This is a genomic window from Cupriavidus sp. GW821-FHT02F09 (assembly GCF_059421605.1).
Map to the genome: position 1 here is coordinate 85,350 of NZ_JBWKVH010000013.1, position 24,461 is coordinate 109,810.

Below are 24,461 nucleotides of genomic sequence, written 5' to 3' on the forward strand. Positions count from 1 at the left end.
GCAGCAAAGGATAAACACATGACCCGCGAACCGACCCTGACGCCCTTCCAGTTGCTGCCGCATCTGCTGCCGGCGATCCAGATCGATGCCGAGACCTTTATCGGCATCCGCCGCCAGATCCACGCCCAGCCTGAGCTCGGCTTCGAGGTTGGCGCCACCAGCAAGCTGGTGGCCACCTTGCTGGAGAGCTGGGGCTACGAGGTGCACACGGGCATCGGCAAGAGCGGCGTGGTGGGGCAGTTGAAGCTGGGTAACGGCAAGCGCCGCCTGGGCATTCGCGCCGACATGGATGCGTTGCCGGTCGTCGAGGCCACGGGCCTGCCGTATGCCAGCAAGATCCCGGGCAAGATGCACGCGTGCGGCCACGACGGCCACACCGCCATCCTGCTGGCCGCCGCCAAGGCGCTGGCAGATAGCCGCGATTTCGATGGCACCCTCAACCTGATCTTCCAGCCCGACGAGGAAAACCTTTGCGGCGCGCGCGCGATGATCGAGGATGGCCTGTTCACGCGTTTCCCGTGCGATGCCGTGTTCGCCTTGCACAATATGCCGGGCGTGCCCGCCGGCACCTTCCGCGTGCTGCCCGGCCCGGTGAGCTTGTCGTCCGACGTGGCCGACGTGACCATCAAGGGCGTGGGCGGGCATGGCGCCATGCCGCACCGCGCGCGCGATCCGATCGCAGCATCCGCGGCCATCGTCACCGCGCTGCAGACGGTGGTGGCGCGCAATGTGGCGCCGGACGATACGGCCGTGCTGTCGGTGGGCTTTATCCGTGGCGGCGCCACGCACAACGTGATTCCGGAATCAGTCACGCTGGGCCTGAACGTGCGCGCGGCGCGCCCGGAGACGCGCGCGCTGGTGGAGCAGCGCATCCGCGAGATCGTCAGCCTGACCGCGCAGGCGCACGGCGTGGAGGCGCACATCGACTATCGCCAGCTAACGCCGCCGATGGTCAACACGCAGGCCGAAACAACGCTGGCGCAGCAGGTTTGCGCCGATCTGGTCGGCACCGACAAAGTCGTGACGCAAGCCCCCAAGGGCCTGAACGGCAGCGAGGACTTTGCGTGGATGCTCAACGAGGTGCCGGGCTGCTACCTGATCCTCGGCAACGGCGAAGGCGAGTTTGGCGGCTGCATGGTGCACAACCCGGGCTACGACTTCAACGACCAGGTGCTGCCGCTGGGCGCGGCTTGCTGGGTCCGGCTGGCCCAGACCTACCTGGCGGGTTGAGGCAGCGCAGGCAGCGTGGGCGGACCCGCTGCTGCGTGGTCCGCGTGGTCCACTTGCGCCGCGGCATCCTCTTCTGGCGAGGTCGCGGCTGCATCCCCGGGCGCGCTTGCATGGAGGACTTCGGGCGGTACCGGCGCCGGAGATGGGACCGCGGATGCGGGCGCTGCAATGGGCGCTGCAACGGGTACGGCGGCGACCACTGCCGATGCCGCCGCGGGCGGCGTTGGCGCCTTTTCCAGCTGCGCGCTGATCTGCGCCGCTTCGCCGAGCACGTAGGCAAGCCGGCGCAACGGCCGGCTGACCTGCAATTGCAGGAAGACCGCCAGCGCCGCGCCCGACACGAAGACAAGGCCGTAGAGCGACAGCAGCGGCAGCAGGCTGCCGCCTTTGCGCGGCAACTCGAACAGGCCCGTGACCAGCACCAGCGCGGCCGGGCTGACCGCGATCAGCAAACCGATCGTCCTCGCCATGCCCTCCCACATCCGTAACTGCATCTCCACCCGCCGTGCCCTGGCGCGCAGCGCCTGGGCGGGGACGCGCGCCAGCGAGCGCAGCAGCGCGCTTTCCGTCTCATCGTGCCGGTCGACCTGGTCGGCCAATGCCCCGAGCGGATCGCGCAACTTGCGCGCCAGCGCCGGCAGGTGCGTGAGCAGCAGCGCTGCCAGCCCCGCCACGCTGCCGCCCAGCAAGCTATAGACCAGCCGCGCCAGCCATGGCGCCGGCGTCTGCCTGATTTGGTACTTGGTGTACAGCACAGCGCCGGTCACTAGCAGCGCAGCCACCGAACAAGCCCAGAACAGCACCAGCAGGCCCCTTTGCAGCCGCATCAGGTTCATGGCGGCCGCGGGCGAACCGGCGGTATCGGATGCGGCGGGCGGCTTGCGCTTGAGCGCGTCAAGCAGCTCGCGGGTGGGAGGGAGCCTGGTATGCATGGCGGTTGGGTTGGCAATAGGTGGTTCCTGCGCCGTGCCTTGGCACAGGTACTGGCGCGATACCCGCACATTGTCGCCATTTAGCGGGCCGCAGGGTGCGCACCGGGACCGTCGGGCGGGCTTTTCCCGCAATTTCCTACGTATCGTTGCCGTCACACAACGTAGTTCCATGACACGCGCCAGACCGCGTCGGGCGATCGTGTTTTCTGCCTCGGGCGCCCTCATTCGATATCACGGGTATCGAATCAACTGATCTCCCTTCCCTTTATCCCAACCCGCTTGCGGGAATAGCATGGACTCCAACAGTGATTCGCAGCCATTCATAGCCATTCACAAAACATCGCATCAACGATTGGAGACAGACATGCCGAAGATGAGAGCAGTTGACGCGGCCATCGCCGTGCTGGAAAAAGAAGGTATCACCACCGCGTTCGGCGTGCCCGGCGCCGCCATCAACCCGTTCTACTCGGCCATGCGCCGGGCCGGCACCATCGACCATTTCCTGGCCCGCCACGTGGAAGGCGCCTCGCACATGGCCGAAGGCTACACCCGCGCCGAAGCCGGCAATATCGGCGTGTGCATCGGCACCTCGGGCCCGGCCGGCACCGACATGATCACCGGCCTGTACTCGGCCTGGGCTGACTCCATCCCCATTCTCTGCATCACCGGCCAGGCGCCGCGCGCCCGTTTGTACAAGGAAGACTTCCAGGCCGTCGACATCGAGTCGATCGCCAAGCCGGTGACCAAGTGGGCGGTGACCGTGCGCGAGCCGGCGCTGGTGCCGCAAGTGTTCCAGCAAGCTTTCCACCTGATGCGCTCGGGCCGCCCGGGCCCGGTGCTGATCGACCTGCCGTTCGACGTGCAGGTTGCCGAGATCGAGTTCGATCCGGAAACCTATCAGCCGCTCGCCCCGTACAAGCCGGTTGCCTCACGAGCGCAGATCGAGAAGGCCATCGCCATGCTCAACGCGGCTGAGCGCCCGCTGATCGTGTGCGGTGGCGGCGTGATCAACGCCGACGCGGCCGAGCTCCTGGTGGAATTCGCCGAGCTGGTCAACGTGCCGGTGGTCCCCACGCTGATGGGCTGGGGCGTGCTGGCCGACGACCACCCGCTGCAAGCCGGCATGGTTGGCCTGCAGACGTCGCACCGCTACGGCAACGCCACGATGCTGGCATCGGACTTCGTGCTCGGCATCGGCAATCGCTGGGCCAACCGCCACACCGGCAGCGTCGAGGTCTACACCAAGGGCCGCAAGTTCGTGCACGTGGATATCGAGCCTACCCAGATCGGCCGCGTGTTTGGCCCGGACCTGGGCATCGTCTCCGATGCCAAGGCCGCGCTGGAGCAGTTCGTGGAAGTGGCGCGCGAGATGAAGATGGCCGGCCGCCTGCCGTGCCGCAAGAGCTGGGTGGCGGACGTGCAAAAGCGCCGCCGCACCATGCAGCGCAAGAGCGATTTCGACAACGTGCCGGTCAAGCCGCAACGCGTGTACCGCGAGATGAACCAGTACTTCCCGCGCGATGTGCGTTACGTGTCCACCATCGGCCTGTCGCAGATCGCCGCCGCGCAGTTCCTGTCGGTCAACGAGCCGCGCCACTGGATCAACTGCGGCCAGGCCGGCCCGCTAGGCTGGACCATCCCCGCCGCGATCGGCGTGAAGGTGGCCTCGCCGGAATCGGATGTGGTGGCCATCTCGGGCGACTACGACTTCCAGTTCATGATCGAAGAACTGGCCGTGGCCGCGCAGTTCAAGGTGCCGTACATCCACCTGGTGGTGAACAACTCCTACCTCGGCCTGATCCGCCAGGCGCAGCGCAATTTCGAGATGGACTACTGCGTGCAGCTGGCCTTCGACAACGTGAACTCGCCTGAGCTCAACGGCTACGGCGTGGACCACGTGAAGGTGGTGGAAGGCCTGGGCTGCAAGGCGATCCGCGTGTTCAAGCCGGAAGACATCGCGCCGGCCTTTGCCGAAGCGCGCGACCTGATGGCCGAGTTCTCGGTGCCCGTGGTGGTGGAAGTGATCCTGGAGCGCGTGACCAATATCGCGATGGGCACCGAGATCGACAACATCAACGAGTTCGAGCCGATCGAAGACATCGAGGAAGCCATCCTCAAGGAAGAAGTGGAAACGGCGTAAGCACAGCAGGCTGACAAGCGCGGGCCACGAGCCCGCGCGCAGCGCTGCATCCCCGCTGTACCCTTGATGCGCCCCCCAATCACCGCCTCCGCGCGAGCGGAATCACAAGACAAGTCATCCGGAGACATCCATGCCAAAACTTGCCGCCAACCTGACCATGCTGTTCAACGAAGTGGCTTTCCTCGACCGCTTTGAAGCCGCCGCGCGCGCGGGCTTCCGCGGCGTGGAGTTCCTCTTCCCCTACGCCTTTCACGCCGACCAGATCGCCGACCGGCTCAACCGCTTCCAGCTCGACCTGGTGCTGCACAACCTGCCCGCGGGCAAGTGGGAAGCGGGCGAGCGCGGCATTGCCTGCCACCCGGACCGCGTGAGCGAGTTCCAGGACGGCGTGGGCGAGGCGATCAAGTACGCCAAGGTGTTGGGCGTGCGCCAGCTGAATTGCCTGGTCGGCATCCAGCCGCAGAACGTCAAGCGCGAGCAGGCCCAGGAAACGCTGGTGGAAAACCTGCGCTTCGCGTCGCAGGCGCTCGGCGCCGAGCAGATCGACCTGCTGGTCGAGCCGATCAACACCTTCGACATCCCCGGCTTCTTCCTGTCGCGCATGCAGCAGGCGCTGGACCTGATCGCACAGGTCAACGCGCCCAACCTCTACGTGCAGTACGACATCTATCACATGCAGCGCATGGAAGGCGAAATCGCCGCCACGCTCAAAGCCAACCTGCCGAAGATCAAGCACGTGCAGCTGGCCGACAACCCGGGGCGCAATGAGCCGGGCACCGGCGAGCTGAACTACCACTTCCTGTTCAAGTGGCTCGATGAGATCGGCTACGGCGGCTGGGTCGGCTGCGAGTACAAGCCGCGCACGACCACGGTGGAAGGCCTGGGCTGGCGCGCGGAACACGGCGTGCAGTAAGCGGAACAAGCAAATCCACAAACATTCAACGATCCCATCAAGGAGACATCACATGGCAAACCAACGCAACATCGGCTTTATCGGCCTGGGCATCATGGGCGCACCGATGGCGGGCCACCTGCGCGCGGCCGGCCACACGCTGTTCGTGCATGACGTGAACCCCGCACCGCAAGCGCTGGTCGATGCCGGCGTCACGGTCTGCACCAGCGCCGAGGAAGTGGCCAAGCGCGCGGACATCATCGTGATCATGGTGCCGGACACCCCGCACGTGGAAGCCGTGCTGTTCGCCGAGAAGGGCGTGGCCGCCGCACTCAAGGGCGCCGGCAAGGAAGCCGCGCACGGCAAGATCGTGGTCGACATGAGCTCGATCTCGCCGATCGCCACCAAGGATTTCGCCGCGCGCGTCAACAAGCTCGGCGCTGCCTACCTGGATGCACCGGTGTCCGGCGGCGAAGTGGGCGCGAAGGCCGCATCGTTGACCATCATGGTCGGTGGTCCGCAAGAATCGTTCGACGAGGTCAAGCCGCTGTTCGACCTGTTGGGCAAGAACGTGACGCTGGTCGGCGGCAACGGCGACGGCCAGACCACCAAGGTGGCCAACCAGATCATCGTGGCGCTGAACATCCAGGCCGTGTCCGAAGCGCTGCTGTTCGCCTCCAAGGCGGGCGCCGATCCGGCGCGCGTGCGCCAGGCGCTGATGGGCGGCTTCGCGGCTTCGCGCATCCTGGAAGTGCATGGTGAGCGCATGGTCAAGCGCACCTTCGATCCGGGCTTCCGCATCGAGCTGCACCAGAAGGACCTGAACCTCGCGCTGCAAGGCGCGAAGGCGCTGGGCGTGGCACTGCCCAACACCGCCACCGCGCAAGAGCTGTTCAACACCTGCGCCGCCAACGGTCTGGGCAAACAGGACCACTCGGCACTGTGCCGCGCCATCGAGATCATGTCCAACCATGAGATCGCCAAGGGCGGCGCCAAGTAAGCCAGCAGCGCCATCACGGCCTGCCTCGGCAGGCCAGCATCACTCCCGGCCGCTCGCGGCCGGGAACGCAGCACTTCCGGATCCCGTCATGCTCGCCACCGATTCCTACCCTACCTTGCTGGCGCCCCAGCGCCCTGCCGGACTCACCGATCCGCGCGCCCTGCTGCGCGACCTGTTCGATACCGCGGTTGCCGCCGTCAGCGCCAGCCATTGCCTGCCGCCGCAACTGCCCACGCCGCCCAAGGGCCGCACGGTGGTGATCGGTGCCGGCAAGGCCGCCGCCGCCATGGCGCAAGCCGTCGAGGCGCACTGGCAAGGCGAGATTTCCGGACTGGTTGTGACGCGCTACGGACATGGCGCGCCGTGCCAGCGTATCGAGGTGGTGGAGGCCGCGCACCCGGTGCCCGACGAAGCCGGCCAGCGCGCCGCGCAGCGCATGGTGGCGCTGGTCAAGGGCCTGACCGCCGACGACCTGGTGCTGTGCCTGATCTCCGGCGGCGGCTCCGCGCTGCTGGCCGCGCCGGCCGACGGCATCACGCTTGCCGACAAGCAAGCCGTGAACCGCGCGCTGCTAAAGAGCGGCGCCAACATCGGCGAGATGAACTGCGTGCGCAAGCACCTGTCGGCGCTCAAGGGCGGCCGGCTGGCATTGCACTGTGCGCCCGCACGCGTCGAGACCCTGTTGATTTCCGATATTCCCGGTGACGATCCCACGCTGATCGCCAGCGGCCCGACCCTGCCCGACGCCACCAGCTGCGCCGATGCGCTGGCGGTGATCGCCAAGTACGGCATCGACGTGCCCGCCAATGTGCGCGCGCACCTGGAGAGCGGCGCGGGCGAAACGCCCAAGCCCGGCGATGCGCGCTTCGACGGCCATCGCAGCGTCACGCTGGCCACCGCGCAGCAATCGCTGGAAGCCGCGGCGGCGCGCGCGCGCGAGCTGGGCGTTGAAGCCCACATCCTGTCCGACAGCATCGAAGGCGAATCGCGCGATGTGGCGCTGGTGCATGCCGCCATCGCGCGGCAGGTTGCGCGGCATGGCCAGCCGTTCAGGAAGCCTTGCGTGATCCTGTCCGGCGGCGAGACCACGGTGACGGTGCGCGGCAGCGGCCGCGGCGGGCGCAATGCCGAATTCCTGCTGGCGCTCGCGGTCGCACTGGACAGCCTGCCGGGCGTGCATGCCATTGCCTGCGACACCGACGGCATCGATGGTTCCGAAGACAACGCCGGTGCGTTGCTCGCCCCCGATACGCTGACCCGTGCCGAGGCACGCGGACTGTCCGCGCGCGCGCACCTCGGCAACAACGACGGCTACGGCTTCTTCGCCGGCCTGGACGACCTGATCGTTACCGGCCCGACCCGTACCAATGTGAACGATTTCCGCGCCATCCTGATTGTGTAAGCCCTGAATTTGAACAACGGCGCGCCCATCGCGGCGCGCCGCCCGAGATTGGAAGAGGAGACAAAATGAGACGCCAGCGCAAAGCCAAGATCGTTGCCACGCTCGGACCGGCCAGCACCGACATCGAGGTGATCCGTCAGTTGTTCGAAGCCGGAGCGGATGTCTTCCGCCTGAACTTCAGCCACGGCTCGCACGACGACCACAAGCGCCGCTACGACGCCGTGCGCCAGGTCGAGGCCGAGACCGGCCGCCCCATCGCCGTGCTGGCCGACCTGCAAGGCCCCAAGCTGCGCATCGGCACCTTCGCCGCGGGCAAGGTGGCGGTCAAGGCCGGCGACGCCTTCGTGCTCGACAGCGACCCCAGCCCGGGCGACGCCACCCGCGTGCACCTGCCACATCCGGAACTGTTCCGGGTGGCCGCGCCGGGTCAGTCGCTGCTGATCGACGACGGCAAGGTGCAGTTGAAGATCGAGGCGGTGGCCAGCGGCAGCATCGCCACGCGCGTGGTCAACCACGGCACGCTGTCCGACCGCAAGGGCGTGAACGTGCCCGACGCCGTGATCCCGATCCCCGCCCTGACCGAGAAGGACCGCAAGGACCTCGACTTCGCGCTGGCGCTGGGCGCCGACTGGATCGCGCTGTCGTTCGTGCAGCGCCCGGCCGACATCGTGGAAGCGCGCGAGATCATCGGCACCCGTGCCGGCGTGCTGTCCAAGATCGAAAAGCCCGCCGCGCTGCAGCAGCTCGAGGAAATCGTGCGCGTGTCCGATGCGGTGATGGTGGCGCGCGGAGACCTGGGCGTGGAACTGCCGCCGGAGCGTGTGCCGGGTGTGCAGAAGCGCATCTTGCGCATCTGCCGCCAGCACGGCAAACCCATCGTGATCGCCACGCAGATGCTGGAATCGATGATCGATTCGCCGGTGCCCACGCGCGCCGAGGCGTCCGATGTGGCCAGCGCCATCTATGACGGCGCCGATGCGGTGATGCTGTCGGCCGAGTCGGCCAACGGCCGCCACCCGGTGCCGGCGGTGGCCATCATGAACCGCATCATCACCGAGGTGGAGCGCGATCCGCTGTACCGCAACCTGCTGGACGCGGGGCATGAGGCGCCGCTGTCCACCCGCCAGGATGCGATCTGCGCGGCGCTGCGCGAGGTCACGCAGATCATCGGCGCGGTGGCTACCGTCACCTACACCTCGTCGGGCTCCACCGCGCTGCGCGCCGCACGCGAGCGGCCGTGCGCGCCCATCGTCAGCATCACGCCGAACCTGGAAATCGCACGGCGGCTGGCGATTGCGTGGGGCGTGCATTCCACCGTCAGCCCGGACGTGCAAAGCGTGGACGAGATGGTGAATGCGGCAACCCGCGCGGCGCTGGCGGAAGGCTATGCCGAACCCGGCGACCAGATCACCATCGCGGCAGGCATGCCGTTTGGCCAGGGCGGCACCACCAACCTGCTGCGCGTGGCCGAAATCGGCGGCGCGGAGCCGGGCAAGGCGCAGGGGCAAGCCACTGCCAGCACGGCACCGGCGGTTACCGCCTGATACACCACACGCATGCGTTGGCGGCATTGCCGTTGCTATACTGATCGACACGCTGCGGCCACCTTTTTGCCGCGGCGATCAACCAGTAATGCGGAGCCACCATGCGTCTCGACGACGAAGCCGAAAGCCAGAATGTAGAAGACCGCCGGGGTGAAGGCTCCGGCGGTTTCGGCGGCTTTGGCGCGGGGCCCAAGACGCTCGGCATCGGCACCATCCTGGTGGCGCTGGCGGCGTCTTATTTCTTTGGCATCGACCCTTCCGTGATCATGCAGGGCGCCTCGGTGCTGCAGGGCTCGCAGCAGCAAGCGCCGCAACAGCAGCATGTGCCCAGCCATCCCCCCGCCAAGGACCAGATGACGGTCTTCGTGCGCAAGGTGCTCGGTAACACCGAGCGCACCTGGTCGCATATCTTCGAGACCGATCTCAACCGCCGCTATGCGCCGCCCACGCTGGTGATCTTCTCGGGCGCCACGCCTACCGCCTGCGGCACGGGCCAGTCGGCCATGGGGCCGTTCTATTGCCCGGGCGACCAGAAGGTCTATATCGACCTGGCCTTTTACGATGAATTGCGCCAGCGCTTCGGGGCTGGCGGCGATTTTGCCCAGGCCTACGTGATTGCCCACGAGATTGGCCATCATGTGCAGAACCTGCTCGGCGTGTCGGGCAAGGTCGACGCCGCGCGCCGCCGCATGGGCGAGGCGCAGGCCAACCAGTTGTCGGTGCGCGTGGAACTGCAGGCCGATTGCCTGGCCGGCGTATGGGCCGCTACCGCAGAGCGCATGAACCAGCAGTTGCTGGAGCCCGGCGATATCGAGGAAGGCCTCAAGGCCGCCGCCGCCATCGGCGACGACCGCCTGCAAAAGCAGGCCCAGGGCTATGTCGTGCCAGAGGCGTTCACCCACGGCACCAGCGAGCAGCGCACGCGCTGGCTGCGCCAGGGCCTGACCAGCGGCGACATCCGCAAGTGCGACACCTTCGCGGCCAAGCAACTCTGAGCCACGCCGCTGGATGACCGCGCTGCGCCGGCGCTCCGGGCAGCGCCCCCTCGCTGGTGGGGCACTTATTTGTGCTGAATTCGCCATGTAAACGTTGTTCACAAAGTGAGCGGTGTTTATAATCGCGGCCATGTCCGCCACCCGCCCAACGCAATCCAGCCTGTCGGCCCCGCCCGTGAGTGCACCCGCCACGCCGGTTGCCGCACGCGCCGGCGCGCCCGTTGCGCGGGTCAGCGGTGCCGAGCTGCGGCGCGAAAGTGTGCGCGAAGCCTTTTTCAATGCTGCCCGCGCGTTGTTTGCCGAGGCGGGCTTCAGCGGCGTCACGTTGCGCCGCATCGGCGAGCGCTGCGGCTATAGCGCGGCCGCCATCTACCGGCATTTCGACGACAAGACCGCACTGCTGTTCGAGCTGTGCGCGCAGGACTGGGTACGCCTCGCGGCGGCACTGGCCGCCGCGCGCGCCGCCGCGGGTACGCCTGCCCTGGCGTTGCCGGCCGTGCTCGATGCCTATGTGGCGTGGGCCCTGGCCAACCGCCACAGCTATCACCTGATGATGATGATGGGCCTGCCGGCCGACGCCGAGCGCGCGATCGACCTGCGCTGGGGCGAGCGTTTCCCGGAAGACCCGGTGAACGCGGTGCTGATGGCCTGCGTGCATGACCAGCAAGCCACCGCGCTGATCGATTCCATGTACGACCCCGGCGATGTCACCAACGCGCTGTGGACTGCCGTGCACGGGCTGGCCGCGCTCGATATCACGTTCGAGCACCTGCCCCGCGAGGACTGGCAGCCGCTGGTGCATCGGCAGCAGGTGCTGCTCACGGCGCTGCTGCGCGGCTTCTCCCGACCGTCCCGCTAGAGCGACGGCCAGACACACTTCCCTCACAGCGTTTGTGCCACGCTGCCCGGCGCGTTTCACCGCTCGCATCTCGCGGTGCCCGCGCGCCGGATCCGTTCCACCGCGCCAGCGCGGCGGCTAGCTGCCGCGCCGGCGCAAAACAATCCAATGTGCCATGGCGTCCTTTTTTCTTCGCCGGCCCGCGTTCGCGTGGGTTATTGCCATTCTCACCATGGTGGCGGGCCTGATCGCCCTCACCCGCATTCCCATCGCCCAGTATCCGGCGGTGGCGCCGCCCACCGTGATCGTCTACGCGGACTATGCCGGCGCGTCGGCGCGTACCGTGGAAGATGCGGTGACCGCAGTGCTGGAGCAGCAGATGCACGGCATTCCCGGGCTGCTCTACCTGGATGCCAGCAGCGAGGGCGGCGCCGCTACCATCACGCTGGGCTTCCGCCAGGGCACCGATGCGCAGCTGGCGCAGGTCAACGTGCGCAACCGCGTCATGCAAGCCGAGCCGCTGTTGCCGGAGGCGGTGCGCCGCGGCGGCATCTTCGTGGACCAAGCCGGCAGCAGCCCCTTCATGTATGTCTCGCTGGTGTCGCAGAACAGCCAGCTCGACGAAACCGCGCTCGGCGATTTTGCCGCCGCTTCGGTGCTGCCGATGCTGCGCCGCCTGCCCGGCATCGGCAAGGCGGAACCCTATGGTGCCGAGTACGCACTGCGCATCTGGTTCGACCCCGACAAGCTCAACGCCTACGGCCTGACAGCCGCGGACGTCGAGCAGGCCATCAAGGCGCGCAACGGCGACGTCACCCCGGGCCAGCTCGGCGGTGCGCCGGCGGTGCCGGGCCAGCCCTACCAGGCGCTGGTGCGCCCGCCCCGGCCGCTCGCCGAGCCGGAGGCCTTCGGCCAGATCGTGGTGCGCGCCGGCGGCGACGCCTCGCTGGTACGGCTGCGCGACGTGGCGCGGGTGGAGCTGGGCGCCAGCGACTACCGCTACAGCTCGCGCCACGACGGCCAGGTGGCAGCCTCGATCGGCCTCAAGCTGGCAGACGGCGCTAACGTACTGGCCACCTCGCGCGCGGTGCGCGCCGCGCTTGACGAAGCCGCGCGCGGCTTCCCCGCGGGCATGCGTTACGAGATCTCATCCGACAGCGCGCAGTTCGTCGAACGCTCGATCTGGCGCGTGCTGACCACGCTGGGCGAAGCCACGGCGCTGGTCTTCCTGATCCTCTACCTGTTCCTCGGCAACCTGCGCGCCACGCTGATCCCGGTGATCGTGGTGCCGGTCTCGCTGCTTGGCACTGTGGCCTGCCTGTACGCGTTTGGCCTGTCTCTCAACGTGATCACGCTGTTTGGCGTGGTGCTGGCGATCGGCATCCTGGTCGACGACGCCATCGTGGTGGTGGAGAACGTCGAGCGGATCATGCGCGAAGATGGTGTGGACGCCATGGAGGCGGCGGCCCGCTCGATGCGCGAAGTGTCCGGCGCGCTGGTAGGTGTCACGCTGGTGCTGTGCGCGGTGTTCGTGCCGATGGCGTTCCTGGGCAGTGCGGTGGGCGTGATCTATCGGCACTTCGCCATCACGCTGGCGATCTCCATTGCCTTCTCGCTGTTCTTCGCGCTTTCGCTGGCGCCGGCCATGTGCGCCAGCCTGCTGCGCCATGCCCCGCACCCGCAGCGCGGCCCGCTGGCCTGGTTCGAGCGCGGCTTCACGGCGCTCACCGCGCGCTATGCCGGCTGGGTACTGGCGCTGCAGCGGCGCCGCCTGCGCTGGCTGGGCATCTACCTGGCGCTGGCGGTGGCCGGTGGCGTGCTGATGTGGCAGATCCCCGCCGGCTTCCTGCCCGAGGAGGACACCGGCGAGCTGGTGATCGATATGGAACTGCCCGCGGGTGCCACGCAGGAGCAGACGCGCGCCACCGTGGCGGCGCTGGAGGCGTGGCTGAAAGCCGGCAAGTATCCCGTGCGCTCGACCTTCGCCGTGCTGGGCTGGAGCAATTCCGGCAACGGCGAGCAGCGCGCCAGCATGTACCTGGCGCTGCGGGATTGGTCGGAGCGCGGCGCCGACGAACGCGCGGACGCAGTGCTGGCCAGGCTCCAGGCCGGGCTGGAAGCGTGGCCTGGGCGGGGACAGGCGCAGCTGTACGCGTATAACGGCGCGGCCCTGCCCGAGCTGGGCAGCACCGGCGGGCTCGACATGCGGCTGGTGGCGCAGGCCGGCTCCGGGCGCGAAGCGCTGTTTGCCGCGCGCGACAAGCTGCTTGCCGCCGTCAAGGATGAGCCGTCGCTGGGCGAGGTGCGCGCCACCACTGGCCAGCCGGCGCCGGCGCTGGACCTGCACATCGACTACGAGCGCGCGCGCAGCTTTGGCGTGGAGCCGCAGGCCATCCACCATGCGCTGTCGGCCACCCTGGGCTCGCGCTATATCGACGAAGTCGCGCGCGAAGGCCGTATCCGCCGGGTGATCCTGCAAGCGGATGCGCCTTACCGCATGGACCCGGCCAAGCTGTCCCGCGTGCATGTGCGCAATGCCAGCGGTGGCATGGTGTCGCTGGGTGCCTTCGCCGAACTGGCCTGGGGCAAGGGCGAAGCGACGCTGGAGCGGTTCAACGGGCTCACCTCGGTGCGCATCAACGCCGAAGTGGCGCCGGGCAACAGCACCGGCACAGCCATGGAACGCCTCACGGCCAGGGTGCGCGAGCTGGGCGGCGCCTACGACGTGCGCTGGACCGGACGCGCCTTCGAGCAGCAGCAAAGCGGCACGCAGGCGCCGTGGCTGTTCGCCTTGTCGATGTTGTTCATCTTCTTGTGCCTGGTGGCGCTCTATGAAAACTGGACCTTGCCGCTGGCAGTGCTGCTGATCGTGCCGGCGGGCCTCGTTGGCGCGCTGGTGGCGATCTGGCTGCGCGGCATGCCGAACGACGTCTACTTCAAGGTGGGCGGCGTGGTGATCATGGGGCTGGCGGCCAAGAACGCCATCCTGGTGGTGGAATACGCCGAGCAGTTGCGCCGCGGCGGCATGGACCTGCTGGAAGCCGCCGGCCAGGCCGCCCGCCAGCGGTTGCGCCCGGTGGTGATGACCTCGCTGGCCTTTATCCTGGGCGTGGTGCCGCTGGCGATCAGCACCGGCCCGGGTGCGGCCGCGCAGCGCGCGGTCGGCACCGGGGTGCTGGGCGGCATGCTGGGCGCCACCGTGATCGGCTCGCTGGCGGTGCCGTTGCTCTATGTCTTGATCGGGCGCAGGCGTGCCGGGCGCGAACGGGAATGACAAGGCGCGTGCCGGCCTGCGGCGTTCGGGATAGTCGGGGTGGGGGTCTTGCAAGGCTGCCGGAGGAAATACGAAAGGCAGCTAGTGCGGGGAGCGGCGGGTAAAAATCACCCACCCGGCGGGAGAGAAAAGGAGGAGGAGGTCAGCCGGGCAGGTGGGAGATAAAACGGGGAGCAAAAGTAGTACTTGGCGGCCACCAAAGTGGCCTCCAGGTACCACGGGGGTCGGTTTCAGACCCGGTAGCCGTACAGCGAACCGTCGCCGCCGCGCGAGTTGTCCAGCGAGCTGGCTGCGATCTCGCCGCGGAAAGCGCCGCGGGCACCATCGGTGAACGTGTCGAACTTGCCAGCCTTGGCGCCGTCGGTGAACGTGTCGAACTTGCCAGCCTTGGCGCCGTCGGTGAACGTGTCGAACTTGCCAGCCTTGGCGCCATCGGTGAACGTGTCGAACTTGCCGGCCTTGGCGCCATCGGTGAACGTATCAAACTTGCCGGTGCGCAACGCGTCGGCGTACACGTCGAACTTGCCGACCTTGCTGTTGGCGGGCGCTGCCAGTGCCGCGGCCGACGAGGCCACCATCAGCACGGCGAGAACGCCGCCAAGGATGCGTTTGGCATTCATTTGGGACTCCTTCAACTGATTGTGTCGTTCTTGCTTTTAATTTGCTGTACTAGCTGCCCCGGCAAATCTATGTTGCGCTGCAGGCACGGACTGAAGATTAGTGGCTTGGCGGGCAAGGAGAAATACCACTGCGACGAATGGTGCGTTGCGAGTCGTGAAACGCTGGAAAGTCGGACGAACGGCGCGGATTGGCCGCCCAATGGCGTGACGGGAGGGCTTGCGAGGGGGCGCGGCGGGTGGCCGAAGCGATGCCTGATGGCCCGCCAGCCCAGGCCTCAGGCCGGTCTGCGGGCGAACAGCTTGCTGGCGGGCTAGCGTTTTGCGGGATGGGCGGCGCCGATGCGCGCGCGCCAGGGCGCCACGACCGGCGCCCGGAATCAGCCTTGAATCGGCCTGAAAGTACCCAAAAAGTGCCGGATAAGTTTTTGACCAGGCCTTATACGGTGTACTGGCCGTTGGCCTCAGGCTGGAAAGACAGCTCCACCACGGTGACGCTTTGCTCACGTCCGTCCGGCAGGCGGTAGCTCACGGTCTGCCCGGCGCGCGCGCCCAGCAGCACACGGCCGATCGGCGACAGTACCGACAGGCGGCCTTCATCGAAATCGGCGGTGTCCGGGTAGACCAGCGTCCAGCGGCGCGGTGTGGCCTCGCCCTCCAGCGCGCACAGCAGGCTGGAGTTCATGGTGACCACATCCTTGGGAATCGCCTCGGCCGGCACGATGGCCGCGCGCTCGAGGATGCTGTCGAGCATTTCAGCCAGCGGCGCGGCGCCGGCGCGGCCCGCGATGCGCTCCAGACGGGTCACGTCGAGCTCGGTCAGGTAAAGGGTCGGTTGTTGTTTGGACGATGCCGTCATGATGAATCCTCGCTAAGTGGCGATGCGGCGACCCGGAACAGGCTGGAGCGATCCGTCGGGGATCGGCTCCTGGCGTTGCCAGGTCATGAAACAAGGTGGGCCGTTACCGGCGGTCAGTACCGGCGGGAAAACCGCGAACAGGGAGTGACTCGGCCCGGTTCAGCGTCTGCCTGCGTTGGGGGGAACGTCAGGCTGGGAACCGGGCAGGATCAAGCGGTGCGCTGATCCGGCGGCAGGCAATCGCCTGTTTGGCTTGTGCGCGCGGCGCCTGGACTGCGCGCACGGTCGCGCCAGCCTGCCCGACAGGGGCAAGCTCGACAGCAATCGGCGACAGGCAGCAAGGCGTCATTGGGTGCGGCAGCAATTGGAATGGAAAATCCGGAAAGCGCGCCATGCGGCGAAACTGACGAGAGCAATGGCTCACTCAAAGGCTTCGTCGCGGGCTCGGCCCGCCGCTTTTTCACCAGCTTGGTGCGCGGCAGGTAAAGGGATCGTAGCATAGCCGGCACCTTTCAGGCACCGGGGCGCAACCCTTACGCGTGGCGCTCCGGATGCGGATGGCACTCGCAGGCGGCGCCGGCGGCAGCTTGCTGCAGGTTCTGCAGGATGCCGCATTCGCTGACCGGATGGGGCTGGTCGCAAGTATGGCGAAGTGCCCGCAACTGCCCTTCCAGCGCCTCCAGCGCCACGCGCTGGGCGTGGATCTGCTCGATCTGGCGATCCAGCAGGCTGTTGATATCGTCGCAGGCCAGGGCCGGATCGCGCTCGAAGTCGCGCAGCCTGCGCACATCGGACAGGCTCATGCCGAGGGAGCGGCAGTGCCGCACGAAGTTCAGCTGCAGCAAATGGCCGTCGCCGTAGCGGCGATAGCCGTTGTCCTCGCGCTGGGGCGCGTCGAGCAGGCCTTCGCGCTCGTAATAGCGGATGGTCTCCACGTCGCAACTGCTGTGCTTTGCAAGCTCACCGATACGCATGCCGACTCCAGGTCACTCCCGACCGCAACAAATACCCTGTAGTAATTACGGGGTTACCCAGCAGTGTAGACCATCGCGGCAAGCCTTGCCAGCTTCGCGCTCAGCCAGGCGCCGGGCCCCGCGCCTGATCGCGCAGCGTAAGCGTGCGCGGCACGAAGGCCGCGCGCACCACCTCCACCGCCAGCTCTGGCCGGGCGGCGCCGCACATGAACACATCCACGGCGGCAAAGCCGTACTCGGGCCAGGTATGGATGCTGATGTGCGACTCCTTGAGCAGCAGCACCCCGGTCACGCCCAGCCCCGGCCCGAAGTGCCGGAAGCGCGCATCCACCACGGTGGCGCCGGCGGCCTGCGCCGCCTGGTAAAGCACGCGCTCGACCAGTGCGGCATCGGCCAGCAGATCGCTCGCCACGCCTTGCATGTCGGCAAGCAGGTGGTGGCCGAGCACGGCCGGGCAAGGCAGGGCTGGCGCGTTCATGGCCGCGGGCTCATTTGTGGCCGCCGCCGGAGGACCAGCCGCTGGAGCCGGAGGAACCGCCGCTCCAGCCACGCGAGCTCGCGTATCCGGACGAGCCGGAACCGGTGGATTCGCCGATGTTGAAGAAGGTCGTGCCGAACAGCACGATGATGCCGTAGACAAGATAAAGCAGGCGCACGCTGACTCAATCCTTTCCGGCCCAGCGCTGGACCAGCCAGATCGGCACCCAAAGCAGCAGGAAACCGATGACGATAGTGAACCAGCCCCGATCGGTGACGAGCGCCACCGGGACATTGAGGATGGCGAGGAGGATGGCGTAGACCTTGGCGCTCTTGCGGCAAAAGGCGAGGTCGGCGCTATTGCCCGCAGCCGATGCGCGCGCTGCCTGCGGCGCGCGGGCGGCCTCGGCCAGCCCCGGGCTGGACTTGAACCACTGCGCCAGCTGCGCGCGCGCCACGGTGGTGGACAAAGTCCAGACGATCTCCGTGCCGGAGGTCTCGCGCGTGAGCCGGCGCGCCGGCTTGCCGAATTCGGTCAGGCGCGTGGTGTCGCCCACCTTGACGCGCCAGTTGAAGGTGCCGGCTGCGTACAGCACCTCGCTCTCGTAGTCGTAGCCCTGCTGGAACGTCTGGCCCTGGTAGCTTGCGGCCGTGCCGGAGACCATGCGCGGCCAGGTATCCAGTACCTCGACCCGGTCCCAGCCGCTGTCCTGCTCCACCAGCCACATCAGGCCACGCTGCTCGTTGAACAGCAGATACTCGACCCAGGTGGAGGCTTCTTCCTCGTCGTTGTCGGTGCACTGCATCAGGCCCAGCACCGTGTACGGCTTGCCGTCGATGTTGCCGATGTCGCCCGGCGCCAGGCTGGTCTTGAGCGCGTCGAGCTCACGCTGCTTTTCCAGCACGAGCGCCGTGGAGGTGGAGCAGTCGATTTCGCTGTGGCAGCTCGGGCAGACCACGAAGCTGGCCACACCCGCGCGGTAGGCGATCGGGCCGCCGCAGCCCGGGCAGGCCAGCGGCACGGCCTTGCCGCGGTAGCGGTCGGCGGTGCCGGCGATCTGGTCGGCTTCGCGCAGCAGCTGGCATTTGAGCTGGTCGAGCGTGACCGCCTGGCCGGTATAGATGGCGGGCGGATCGCCATCGGCGTAGTCGAGCGTGAGGAAACGGCCTTCGTCGCGGAAGTCCGCAACCTGCGCGGTCCAGCCGGCGCCTACCGCGAACGGCAGCTCCCCCTGCCCACCGGTGCAGCGCGCGCTGCGCACGTCGCTGGCCAGGTAGCGATGCTTGTCGAAGTACAGGGGCGTGCCGGGCGTGAGCTGGTCATAGCGCGGCAGCGCCACGCCGTTGAGCTGGGCGGCGGATTGCTCGGCCGTGACGCGCCGCGTCAGCATGTACTGGCCGGAGGCATCCGCCAGCCAGCCGTCGCTGCCGTCGTCGAACAGCAGGTACCACTCGTTCCACAGGCCGGAGTCGTAGCGCAGCTGGATGCGGCCGACCAGGGTGAAGCCCTGCCCGTCCCACTGGCCCGAGGTGTGGATCTGCAGCGGCGTGTAGTCCTCCAGCACGGTGGACATCTTGCCGACGTCCTTGACCGTGTCGGCGTCCTTGAGCAGCGTGCTGTGGCAAAACTCGCACACCACCATCACCGCGGCAGACGAGCGGAAGGCCGCCGGCGCGCCGCAGCTTGGGCAGTTGATTTCTTGCATGCTTAAGGGATAAGGGCGCGCGCTCAGCCGATCAGTTTCTTGAGGATCTCGGCCTTGGCGGTGTCGAACTCCGCCTGGGAGATCAGGCTCTTGTCGAGCAGGTCCTTGAGCTTTTGCAGGCGTGCGGCGGGATCGTCGGCAGGTGCGGCCACTGCGGCCGGCGCCGCTGCCGCAGCGGGTGCGGCAGGCTGGACGCCGGCGGCGGCGCCAAGCCCGCCCGCCATCGCCTGGCCCATCACCGCGCCGGCCGCCAGGCTGGCGCCAAGGCCGGCCACGCCGCCCTCGTTCTGCGCGGCCAGCGGGATCGAGGTGGCGACCTGATACTGCGTGAACTTCGCCATATCGCCCATCATGCCCATGGAGATACGGGTGTCAATGGCCTTTTGCAGTTCTTCCGGCAGCGACACATTGGTCACCGCGAAGTTATCCAGCGCCACGCCATAGCGCTCGAACTCCGGCGCCAGCTTGTCGCGGATGGTCTGCGACATCAGCGCCTGGTTGGCGGCCATGTCCAGGAAGGGCACCGAGGCGCTGCCCAGCGTGGCGGTCATGGTGGCGATCAGCAGGTTGCGCAGTTGCTCTTCCACCTCGTCGCGGGTGTACTCGGCGCGCGTGCCGCTGATCTCGGTATAGAACCTGGCGGCGTCGGCCATCTTGTACGAGTACAGGCCGAAGGCGCGCAGCCGCACCATGCCGAAATCGGCGTCGCGGATGGTAATCGGCTGGGCGGTGCCCCACTTGCGGCCGATCTGCAGGCGCGTGCTGAAGAAGTACACATCCGACTTGAAGGGCGACTCGAACAGCTTGTCCCAGTTCTTCAGGTAGGTCAGCACCGGCAGCGTTTGCGTGGTGAGCTTGTGCATGCCGGGCCCGAACACGTCGGCGATCTTGCCTTCGTTGACGAACACCGCCATCTGCGACTCGCGCACGGTCAGGCTGCCACCGTACTGGATTTCCATATCCTCCATCGGATAGCGCCAGGCCAGTACGCCGTCCGTGTCCTCCGTCCACTGGAGGATGTCGATAAACTGCTTCTTGATGAACGATCCGATGCTCATGGCAATCCCCAGGTTCTCAGCGTTGTTCCAGCATGTTCAGGAAGTCAGGACAGGCAGGCGGCATTGATCAAGCCGACCGTCACTGAAATAGCGCCCATCAGGCCGCCCATGCCGATGTTGTTCGATTCGATCGCTGCATCCATGTCGGGCAGCGCGCGCGCCAGGCCCGCGTAGGCCAGCGCCTGTACCAGCATCGCCCCCACCGACCACACCAGGAACATCAGGAAGGTGTCGTTGTGCTGGATGCTGGACGACAGCGTAAAGCAAAAACCGATCATCGCCCCCGACAGCGAAAGCGCCGCCGCGAGGTTGCCCTGGCGGATCAGCGCGAACTCGCGAAACGGCGTGATCCTGGTGTAGACTCCGACGAACACCGCCAGCAGGGCAAGGCCGGCCAGCAGGTGCAGCACATAGGCGTAGATGGCTTGCATCTTGATTGTTCTCCGGCTGGTTCTACGACGGTGTTCCGGGCTGCCGCAACAGTAAGCGAGCCGTGAATCGTGAAGCCATATTGGCGATATCAGCATCGTTGGCAGTTCGCGCCCAAGTATATCCGTTGTCCATTTCGGTTCATTACAACTTTTTGCGGTTTGCCAGGCGTGCGCGCATCGCGCGGCGGCTCGCCTGAGCGTCACGCCTGCCCTCCCGGCTTCCTTCCCGGCTTCCTCTCCGACCCCCGATTCCCTAGCCCCGATGCGCGACCGTACCCTTGTTCTTTCGGTGTTGATCGTGGCGTCCTGCGGGCTCGGCTACGAGCTGATCGCCGGCGCCCTGTCCAGCTACCTGCTGGGCGACTCCATTCTCCAGTTTTCTTCCATCATCGGCTGCTACCTGTTCGCCATGGGCGTGGGTTCCTGGCTGTCGCGCTATGTGAAGGACGAAGACGTGCTGGCGCGCTTCATCGATATCGAGATCCTGATCGGCCTGCTCGGCGGCATCTCCGCGGCGCTCCTGTTCGTGGTGTTCGCCTGGCTGTCCGCGCCCTTTCGCACCGCGCTCTACGCCATGGTGTTCGTGCTTGGCGTGCTGGTGGGCATGGAGATCCCGCTGGTCATGCGGGTGCTCAACACGCGCCGCACCGCCTTTGGCGAGCTGGTCAGCCGCGTGCTGACGTTCGACTACCTTGGCGCGCTGGCTGTCTCGCTGGTGTTCCCGCTGGTGCTGGCGCCGCGCCTGGGGCTGTCGCGCACCGGCTTTCTGTTTGGCATGCTCAATGCGGGCGTGGCGCTTGTCACCATCCATATCTTCCGCGACGAGCTCAAGCCGGTGATGTCGCGCATGCTGCGCGCCTCGCTGGTGCTGGTGCTGCTGGCGGGTGGCTTTCTGGCCTCGGGGCGGCTGACCCACTGGGCCGAGCGCGGCATGTTCGGCGACGAGATCATCCATAGCGAAAGCACGCCGTACCAGCGCCTGGTGATCACGCGCTGGAAGGACGACATGCGCCTCTATATCAACGGCAACCTGCAGTTCTCCTCGCGCGACGAGCACCGCTACCACGAGGCGCTGGTGCATCCCGTGCTGCAGGCGCTGCCGTGGGCGCGCCGCGTGCTGGTGATCGGCGGCGGCGACGGGCTGGCCGTGCGCGAGATCCTCAAGCACAAGAACATCGAGCACGTGACGCTGGTCGACCTCGACCCCGCCATGACCACGCTGTTCTCGCGCAGCGAGCCGCTGGTGGCGCTGAACCAGGGCTCGCTCAAGGACGCGCGCGTGCAGGTGGTCAATGCGGATGCCGCGCAATGGATGGAGCAGCACAACGAGATGTTCGACGCCATCATCGTCGACCTGCCCGACCCGTCCAACTTCGGCCTGGGCAAGCTGTACTCGGTGCCGATGTACAAGCTGATGTCGCACCACCTCGCGCAGAAGGGCTATGCCGTGGTGCAGTCCACCTCGCCGTACTTTGCGCCGCGCTCGTTCTGGGATATCGACGCCACGCTGCGCGAGGCGGGCCTGCATACCTGGCCCTACCACGCCTATGTGCCGTCATTCGGCGAGTGGGGCTTCATCGTTGCGGGCAAGCGCGGCGACTACACGCCGCCCACACGCTACACCGTGCCGCTCAAATTCCTCGACGCTGACAGCACTGCGCTGATGTTCCGCTTCCCCGCCGACATGGCGCCGCGCGAGGCGCGTGCCAACCGGCTCAACGAGCAGTCGCTGGTGCATGACTTTGAGCAGGACTGGCGCAATGTCATTCGCTGATCTGCATCCCCCGCAATCGGAGCTGGCATGGACCGCCGCCGCTTCCTGATCGCCGGCGCTGGCGCGAGCGGCCTGGGCTTGCTATCCGGCTGCGATCGCCTGGGCGACGATGCCAGCCGCTTCCTGGCCGGCGTCGGCCTGCGCGAGCCCGTGCCCGTGGTGCTGCGCCCCGGCATGGCCGAGGGCCACGCGCTGCGCGATGCCGCCAGCTGGCCGTCGACCGTTTCCGCGCAGGATGAGATCGTGACCGACGTTGCCATTCTCGGCGGTGGCGTGGCCGGGCTCAGCGCCGCGTGGCAGCTGGCGCGCGGCGGCCTGAAGGATTTCCTGCTGGTGGATGGCCCGGAGTTCGGCGGCAACGCGGCAGCCGGGAGTTTCGGCGGCGACCTGGCCTTCCCGCGCGGCGCGCACTATCTGCCGCTGCCCTCGCCCGAATCCACGCATATCCGCGAGATGCTGGCCGACACCGGCGTAATCCAGCGCGACCCGTTCGCCGCGCGGCCCGAGTTCGACGAGCGTGCGCTGGTGCATGCGCCGGACGAGCGCCTGTTCTTCGATGGCAAGTGGCACGACGGCCTGCTGCCTGGCGACGCTGCGCCGGACGAGGAAGCGGCGCAGCACGCGCGCTTTCTCGCGCGCGTCGAGCAGCTCAAGAGCGCGCGCGGCAGCGACGGCCGCAAGGCCTTTGCCATCCCGCTGGCGCTGGCCTCGCAAGACCCGGCCTGGACCCGGCTTGACCAGCAAAGCATGCGGCAGTGGATGCTGGCCGAAGGCTTTACCGCGCCCACCCTGCACACCTATGTGGACTACTGCTGCCGCGACGACTACGGCGCGGGGCACGAGCTGATCTCGGCCTGGGCCGGCCTGTACTACTTCGCCAGCCGCGCGGGCCATGCAAGCGATGCGGCCGACGGCGCCGTGCTGACCTGGCCGGATGGATTGCACGCGCTGGTGACGCGGCTCTCGGCGCGCACCGATGCGCACCGCGGCGTCAAACCTGGCGACCAGCCCTGGCGCCGTCCCGGCATGGCGCTGCAAGTGCAGGAGCAGGGCCGTGGGGTGTCGGTGCTGTGCGCCTGGTGGCCGGATGGCGTTGGCGCCCGGCCACCGCGCCTCTACCGCATCCGCGCGCGCCGCGTGATCTGCGCCATGCCCCTGCATGTGGCCGCCCGCGTGGCGCCGCTGCGCGAATTCGGCTTCGACCCGGCGCGCCACCTGCCGCCCACCGCGTCCTGGATGGTGTCCAGCTTCCGCCTGCAGGGCTTCCCGCCGGAAGCGCCGGGCGTGCCGCTGGCGTGGGACAACGTGGTGCATGGCGGACGCGGGCTGGGCTATGTGGTGAGTACCCATCAACTGATCCGGCAGGCAAAGCCGGCAGCCACGGTCTTTACCGCGTACTGTCCGCTGGACTTTGCGGCCAGCCCCGGCGCGGCGCCGCGCTCGCTCGCCGACACCCGCCGCTGGCTGGCCGAGGCCAGCGCCGCCGAGCTGATGGACTATGCCACCACCGATCTGCGCACGGTCTACGGGCGCGCCTTCTGGCGCCACGCGGATGCGGTGGAAATCACGGTGCGCGGGCACGCCATGGCCTCGCCGCGCACGGGCTTTCTGGGCAATGCCGGGGCCGCGGCCCTGCGCGCGGCCGATGGCCGCATCCTGTTTGCCCATGCGGACCTGTCCGGCGTGTCTGTGTTCGAGGAGGCGGCTTGGTGGGGTACGCGCGCCGCACGGAATATCCTGGGCTGAGCGTCGCTCTAAGTGATGCTTTCGCCATAACATGCCGCGGCGCCGCATCCTGTAGAATTCTTTGCTCGATTTCGTGTCGAACCCCCTGACACGTGATCCCAACCCCAATTTTTGTGCGCGCAATCCGCTTCCTGCTGCTGCTCCTGATGCTTGCCGTCATGCCCTTCCAAAGCTGGGCAGGCGCGCGCACGTGCGCAGTGGGCAACACGGTGCAGGCGGATTCGTGCAGCACCTTGGCACAAGACGCCGCTGTCGCCACGGCAGACGATGCGGCCCATGCTGCCGCCATCGATGCCAGCGGAGCCCCGGGCCCCGCTGACGTTGACGTTGGCAGTGCCGGCGACGCCAAGGATCCGTCGCAGCCCGGCGCCGACCTCGCCGAATCCCTGTTGCCGGCCTCGCCCCCGCGCTTTACCGCAGGGCTTGCCCGCAGCGCAGCGCCCGTGCACCGCGCGGGCGTCATGCCCGACCCCGACCTCCCCCTTCAGCAGCGCCCTCCCAGCGCCTGAGTCTCCCCCGCGCGTGCGCTGGCCTTGCTTGCGTTCGTAGTCAGGTTCCCGGTTTTCCTGTCG

Annotated in this window: 21 protein-coding genes; 12 read left to right on the forward strand and 9 right to left on the reverse strand. The window is 67.5% G+C overall.

Annotation, left to right across the window (positions count from 1 at the left end; all coding sequences use genetic code 11):
- The first annotated feature begins 18 nt into the window (after positions 1-18).
- Positions 19-1,230 (forward strand): M20 aminoacylase family protein, encoded by a 1,212-nt coding sequence (locus AC07XB_RS16915; protein ID WP_492811470.1) that lies wholly within the window; start codon positions 19-21, stop codon positions 1,228-1,230.
- Here AC07XB_RS16915 and AC07XB_RS16920 read toward each other — a convergent pair.
- A complete protein-coding gene (locus AC07XB_RS16920) occupies positions 1,215-2,162 on the reverse strand; it encodes a hypothetical protein (RefSeq protein WP_492828687.1) in 948 nt (315 codons plus the stop codon). The two genes, AC07XB_RS16915 and AC07XB_RS16920, sit on opposite strands and share 16 nt — an antisense overlap.
- 364 nt (positions 2,163-2,526) lie before the next feature.
- On the opposite strand from AC07XB_RS16920, the gene gcl reads away from it, so the two are divergent.
- From gcl to AC07XB_RS16960, 8 genes are all read left to right on the forward strand, one after another.
- On the forward strand, positions 2,527-4,302 hold the full coding sequence (gene gcl / locus AC07XB_RS16925) for a glyoxylate carboligase (protein ID WP_043350593.1): 1,776 nt from the start codon (positions 2,527-2,529) through the stop codon (positions 4,300-4,302).
- A gap of 130 nt (positions 4,303-4,432) precedes the next feature.
- A complete protein-coding gene (gene hyi, locus AC07XB_RS16930) occupies positions 4,433-5,215 on the forward strand; it encodes a hydroxypyruvate isomerase (RefSeq protein ID WP_492828685.1) in 783 nt (260 codons plus the stop codon).
- Entirely contained in the window at positions 5,118-6,194 is a 1,077-nt protein-coding gene (glxR, locus tag AC07XB_RS16935) for a 2-hydroxy-3-oxopropionate reductase (RefSeq protein WP_492828683.1), read from the forward strand. The genes hyi and glxR overlap by 98 nt, the downstream gene beginning before the upstream one ends.
- 88 nt (positions 6,195-6,282) lie before the next feature.
- Positions 6,283-7,596: a glycerate kinase type-2 family protein gene (locus AC07XB_RS16940; protein ID WP_492373491.1), complete on the forward strand. Its 1,314-nt coding sequence runs from the start codon at positions 6,283-6,285 to the stop codon at positions 7,594-7,596.
- A 65-nt stretch (positions 7,597-7,661) separates the two neighbouring features.
- Complete coding sequence (gene pyk, locus AC07XB_RS16945; protein WP_416049927.1) at positions 7,662-9,140, forward strand: pyruvate kinase; 1,479 nt, start codon at positions 7,662-7,664, stop codon at positions 9,138-9,140.
- Positions 9,141-9,241: 101 nt separating this feature from the next.
- Entirely contained in the window at positions 9,242-10,135 is an 894-nt protein-coding gene (gene ypfJ / locus AC07XB_RS16950) for a KPN_02809 family neutral zinc metallopeptidase (RefSeq protein WP_174425813.1), read from the forward strand.
- A 130-nt stretch (positions 10,136-10,265) separates the two neighbouring features.
- A complete protein-coding gene (locus tag AC07XB_RS16955; RefSeq protein WP_492373492.1) occupies positions 10,266-10,994 on the forward strand; it encodes a TetR/AcrR family transcriptional regulator in 729 nt (242 codons plus the stop codon).
- 154 nt (positions 10,995-11,148) lie between these two features.
- Complete coding sequence (locus AC07XB_RS16960) at positions 11,149-14,247, forward strand: multidrug efflux RND transporter permease subunit (protein WP_492373493.1); 3,099 nt, start codon at positions 11,149-11,151, stop codon at positions 14,245-14,247.
- Positions 14,248-14,477: 230 nt separating this feature from the next.
- Here the strand turns inward: AC07XB_RS16960 and AC07XB_RS16965 are convergent, their stop codons facing one another.
- The 8 genes from AC07XB_RS16965 to AC07XB_RS17000 all read right to left on the reverse strand — a co-directional run bounded on the left by AC07XB_RS16965 (position 14,478) and on the right by AC07XB_RS17000 (position 20,369).
- Complete coding sequence (locus tag AC07XB_RS16965) at positions 14,478-14,867, reverse strand: hypothetical protein (protein WP_492828680.1); 390 nt, start codon at positions 14,865-14,867, stop codon at positions 14,478-14,480.
- Positions 14,868-15,303: 436 nt separating this feature from the next.
- On the reverse strand, positions 15,304-15,723 hold the full coding sequence (gene rnk / locus AC07XB_RS16970) for a nucleoside diphosphate kinase regulator (protein ID WP_492373495.1): 420 nt from the start codon (positions 15,721-15,723) through the stop codon (positions 15,304-15,306).
- Positions 15,724-16,256: 533 nt separating this feature from the next.
- Positions 16,257-16,697 (reverse strand): Cd(II)/Pb(II)-responsive transcriptional regulator, encoded by a 441-nt coding sequence (locus AC07XB_RS16975; protein WP_492373496.1) that lies wholly within the window; start codon positions 16,695-16,697, stop codon positions 16,257-16,259.
- A 100-nt stretch (positions 16,698-16,797) separates the two neighbouring features.
- Positions 16,798-17,175: an adenosylmethionine decarboxylase gene (gene speD, locus AC07XB_RS16980; protein ID WP_492373497.1), complete on the reverse strand. Its 378-nt coding sequence runs from the start codon at positions 17,173-17,175 to the stop codon at positions 16,798-16,800.
- Positions 17,176-17,185: 10 nt separating this feature from the next.
- A complete protein-coding gene (locus AC07XB_RS16985) occupies positions 17,186-17,353 on the reverse strand; it encodes a hypothetical protein (RefSeq protein ID WP_158001334.1) in 168 nt (55 codons plus the stop codon).
- Positions 17,354-17,359: 6 nt separating this feature from the next.
- Positions 17,360-18,880: a DUF4178 domain-containing protein gene (locus AC07XB_RS16990; protein WP_492811458.1), complete on the reverse strand. Its 1,521-nt coding sequence runs from the start codon at positions 18,878-18,880 to the stop codon at positions 17,360-17,362.
- A 23-nt stretch (positions 18,881-18,903) separates the two neighbouring features.
- Positions 18,904-19,938 (reverse strand): SPFH domain-containing protein, encoded by a 1,035-nt coding sequence (locus AC07XB_RS16995; RefSeq protein ID WP_492828678.1) that lies wholly within the window; start codon positions 19,936-19,938, stop codon positions 18,904-18,906.
- 44 nt (positions 19,939-19,982) lie between these two features.
- Positions 19,983-20,369 carry a DUF350 domain-containing protein gene (locus AC07XB_RS17000; RefSeq protein ID WP_043350632.1) on the reverse strand — a complete coding sequence of 129 codons (387 nt, stop codon included), beginning with the start codon at positions 20,367-20,369 and terminating at the stop codon, positions 19,983-19,985.
- Between the two features lie 262 nt (positions 20,370-20,631).
- Between AC07XB_RS17000 and AC07XB_RS17005 the strand changes: the two genes are divergently transcribed.
- The 3 genes from AC07XB_RS17005 to AC07XB_RS17015 all read left to right on the forward strand — a co-directional run bounded on the left by AC07XB_RS17005 (position 20,632) and on the right by AC07XB_RS17015 (position 24,398).
- Complete coding sequence (locus tag AC07XB_RS17005) at positions 20,632-22,143, forward strand: polyamine aminopropyltransferase (RefSeq protein WP_492373500.1); 1,512 nt, start codon at positions 20,632-20,634, stop codon at positions 22,141-22,143.
- Positions 22,144-22,170: 27 nt separating this feature from the next.
- A complete protein-coding gene (locus AC07XB_RS17010; RefSeq protein ID WP_492828676.1) occupies positions 22,171-23,889 on the forward strand; it encodes an FAD-dependent oxidoreductase in 1,719 nt (572 codons plus the stop codon).
- Positions 23,890-23,981: 92 nt separating this feature from the next.
- Positions 23,982-24,398, forward strand: coding sequence for a hypothetical protein (locus AC07XB_RS17015; protein WP_492828674.1), 417 nt, complete (start codon positions 23,982-23,984; stop codon positions 24,396-24,398).
- Positions 24,399-24,461 lie beyond the last annotated feature (63 nt).

Bases quoted from the DNA above. Each gene is read 5' to 3' on its own strand.
- AC07XB_RS16920 (WP_492828687.1), bottom strand. From the start codon at position 2,162: ATGCATACCAGGCTCCCTCCCACCCGCGAGCTGCTTGACGCGCTCAAG.
- AC07XB_RS17000 (WP_043350632.1), bottom strand. From the start codon at position 20,369: ATGCAAGCCATCTACGCCTATGTGCTGCACCTGCTGGCCGGCCTTGCC.
- AC07XB_RS16990 (WP_492811458.1), bottom strand. From the start codon at position 18,880: ATGCAAGAAATCAACTGCCCAAGCTGCGGCGCGCCGGCGGCCTTCCGC.
- glxR (WP_492828683.1), top strand. From the start codon at position 5,118: ATGAGATCGGCTACGGCGGCTGGGTCGGCTGCGAGTACAAGCCGCGCA.
- ypfJ (WP_174425813.1), top strand. From the start codon at position 9,242: ATGCGTCTCGACGACGAAGCCGAAAGCCAGAATGTAGAAGACCGCCGG.
- gcl (WP_043350593.1), top strand. From the start codon at position 2,527: ATGCCGAAGATGAGAGCAGTTGACGCGGCCATCGCCGTGCTGGAAAAA.
- pyk (WP_416049927.1), top strand. From the start codon at position 7,662: ATGAGACGCCAGCGCAAAGCCAAGATCGTTGCCACGCTCGGACCGGCC.
- AC07XB_RS16995 (WP_492828678.1), bottom strand. From the start codon at position 19,938: ATGAGCATCGGATCGTTCATCAAGAAGCAGTTTATCGACATCCTCCAG.
- AC07XB_RS17005 (WP_492373500.1), top strand. From the start codon at position 20,632: ATGCGCGACCGTACCCTTGTTCTTTCGGTGTTGATCGTGGCGTCCTGC.
- AC07XB_RS16940 (WP_492373491.1), top strand. From the start codon at position 6,283: ATGCTCGCCACCGATTCCTACCCTACCTTGCTGGCGCCCCAGCGCCCT.
- AC07XB_RS16955 (WP_492373492.1), top strand. From the start codon at position 10,266: ATGTCCGCCACCCGCCCAACGCAATCCAGCCTGTCGGCCCCGCCCGTG.
- hyi (WP_492828685.1), top strand. From the start codon at position 4,433: ATGCCAAAACTTGCCGCCAACCTGACCATGCTGTTCAACGAAGTGGCT.
- AC07XB_RS16975 (WP_492373496.1), bottom strand. From the start codon at position 16,697: ATGCGTATCGGTGAGCTTGCAAAGCACAGCAGTTGCGACGTGGAGACC.
- AC07XB_RS16960 (WP_492373493.1), top strand. From the start codon at position 11,149: ATGGCGTCCTTTTTTCTTCGCCGGCCCGCGTTCGCGTGGGTTATTGCC.
- rnk (WP_492373495.1), bottom strand. From the start codon at position 15,723: ATGACGGCATCGTCCAAACAACAACCGACCCTTTACCTGACCGAGCTC.
- AC07XB_RS16915 (WP_492811470.1), top strand. From the start codon at position 19: ATGACCCGCGAACCGACCCTGACGCCCTTCCAGTTGCTGCCGCATCTG.
- speD (WP_492373497.1), bottom strand. From the start codon at position 17,175: ATGAACGCGCCAGCCCTGCCTTGCCCGGCCGTGCTCGGCCACCACCTG.
- AC07XB_RS16965 (WP_492828680.1), bottom strand. From the start codon at position 14,867: ATGAATGCCAAACGCATCCTTGGCGGCGTTCTCGCCGTGCTGATGGTG.
- AC07XB_RS17010 (WP_492828676.1), top strand. From the start codon at position 22,171: ATGGACCGCCGCCGCTTCCTGATCGCCGGCGCTGGCGCGAGCGGCCTG.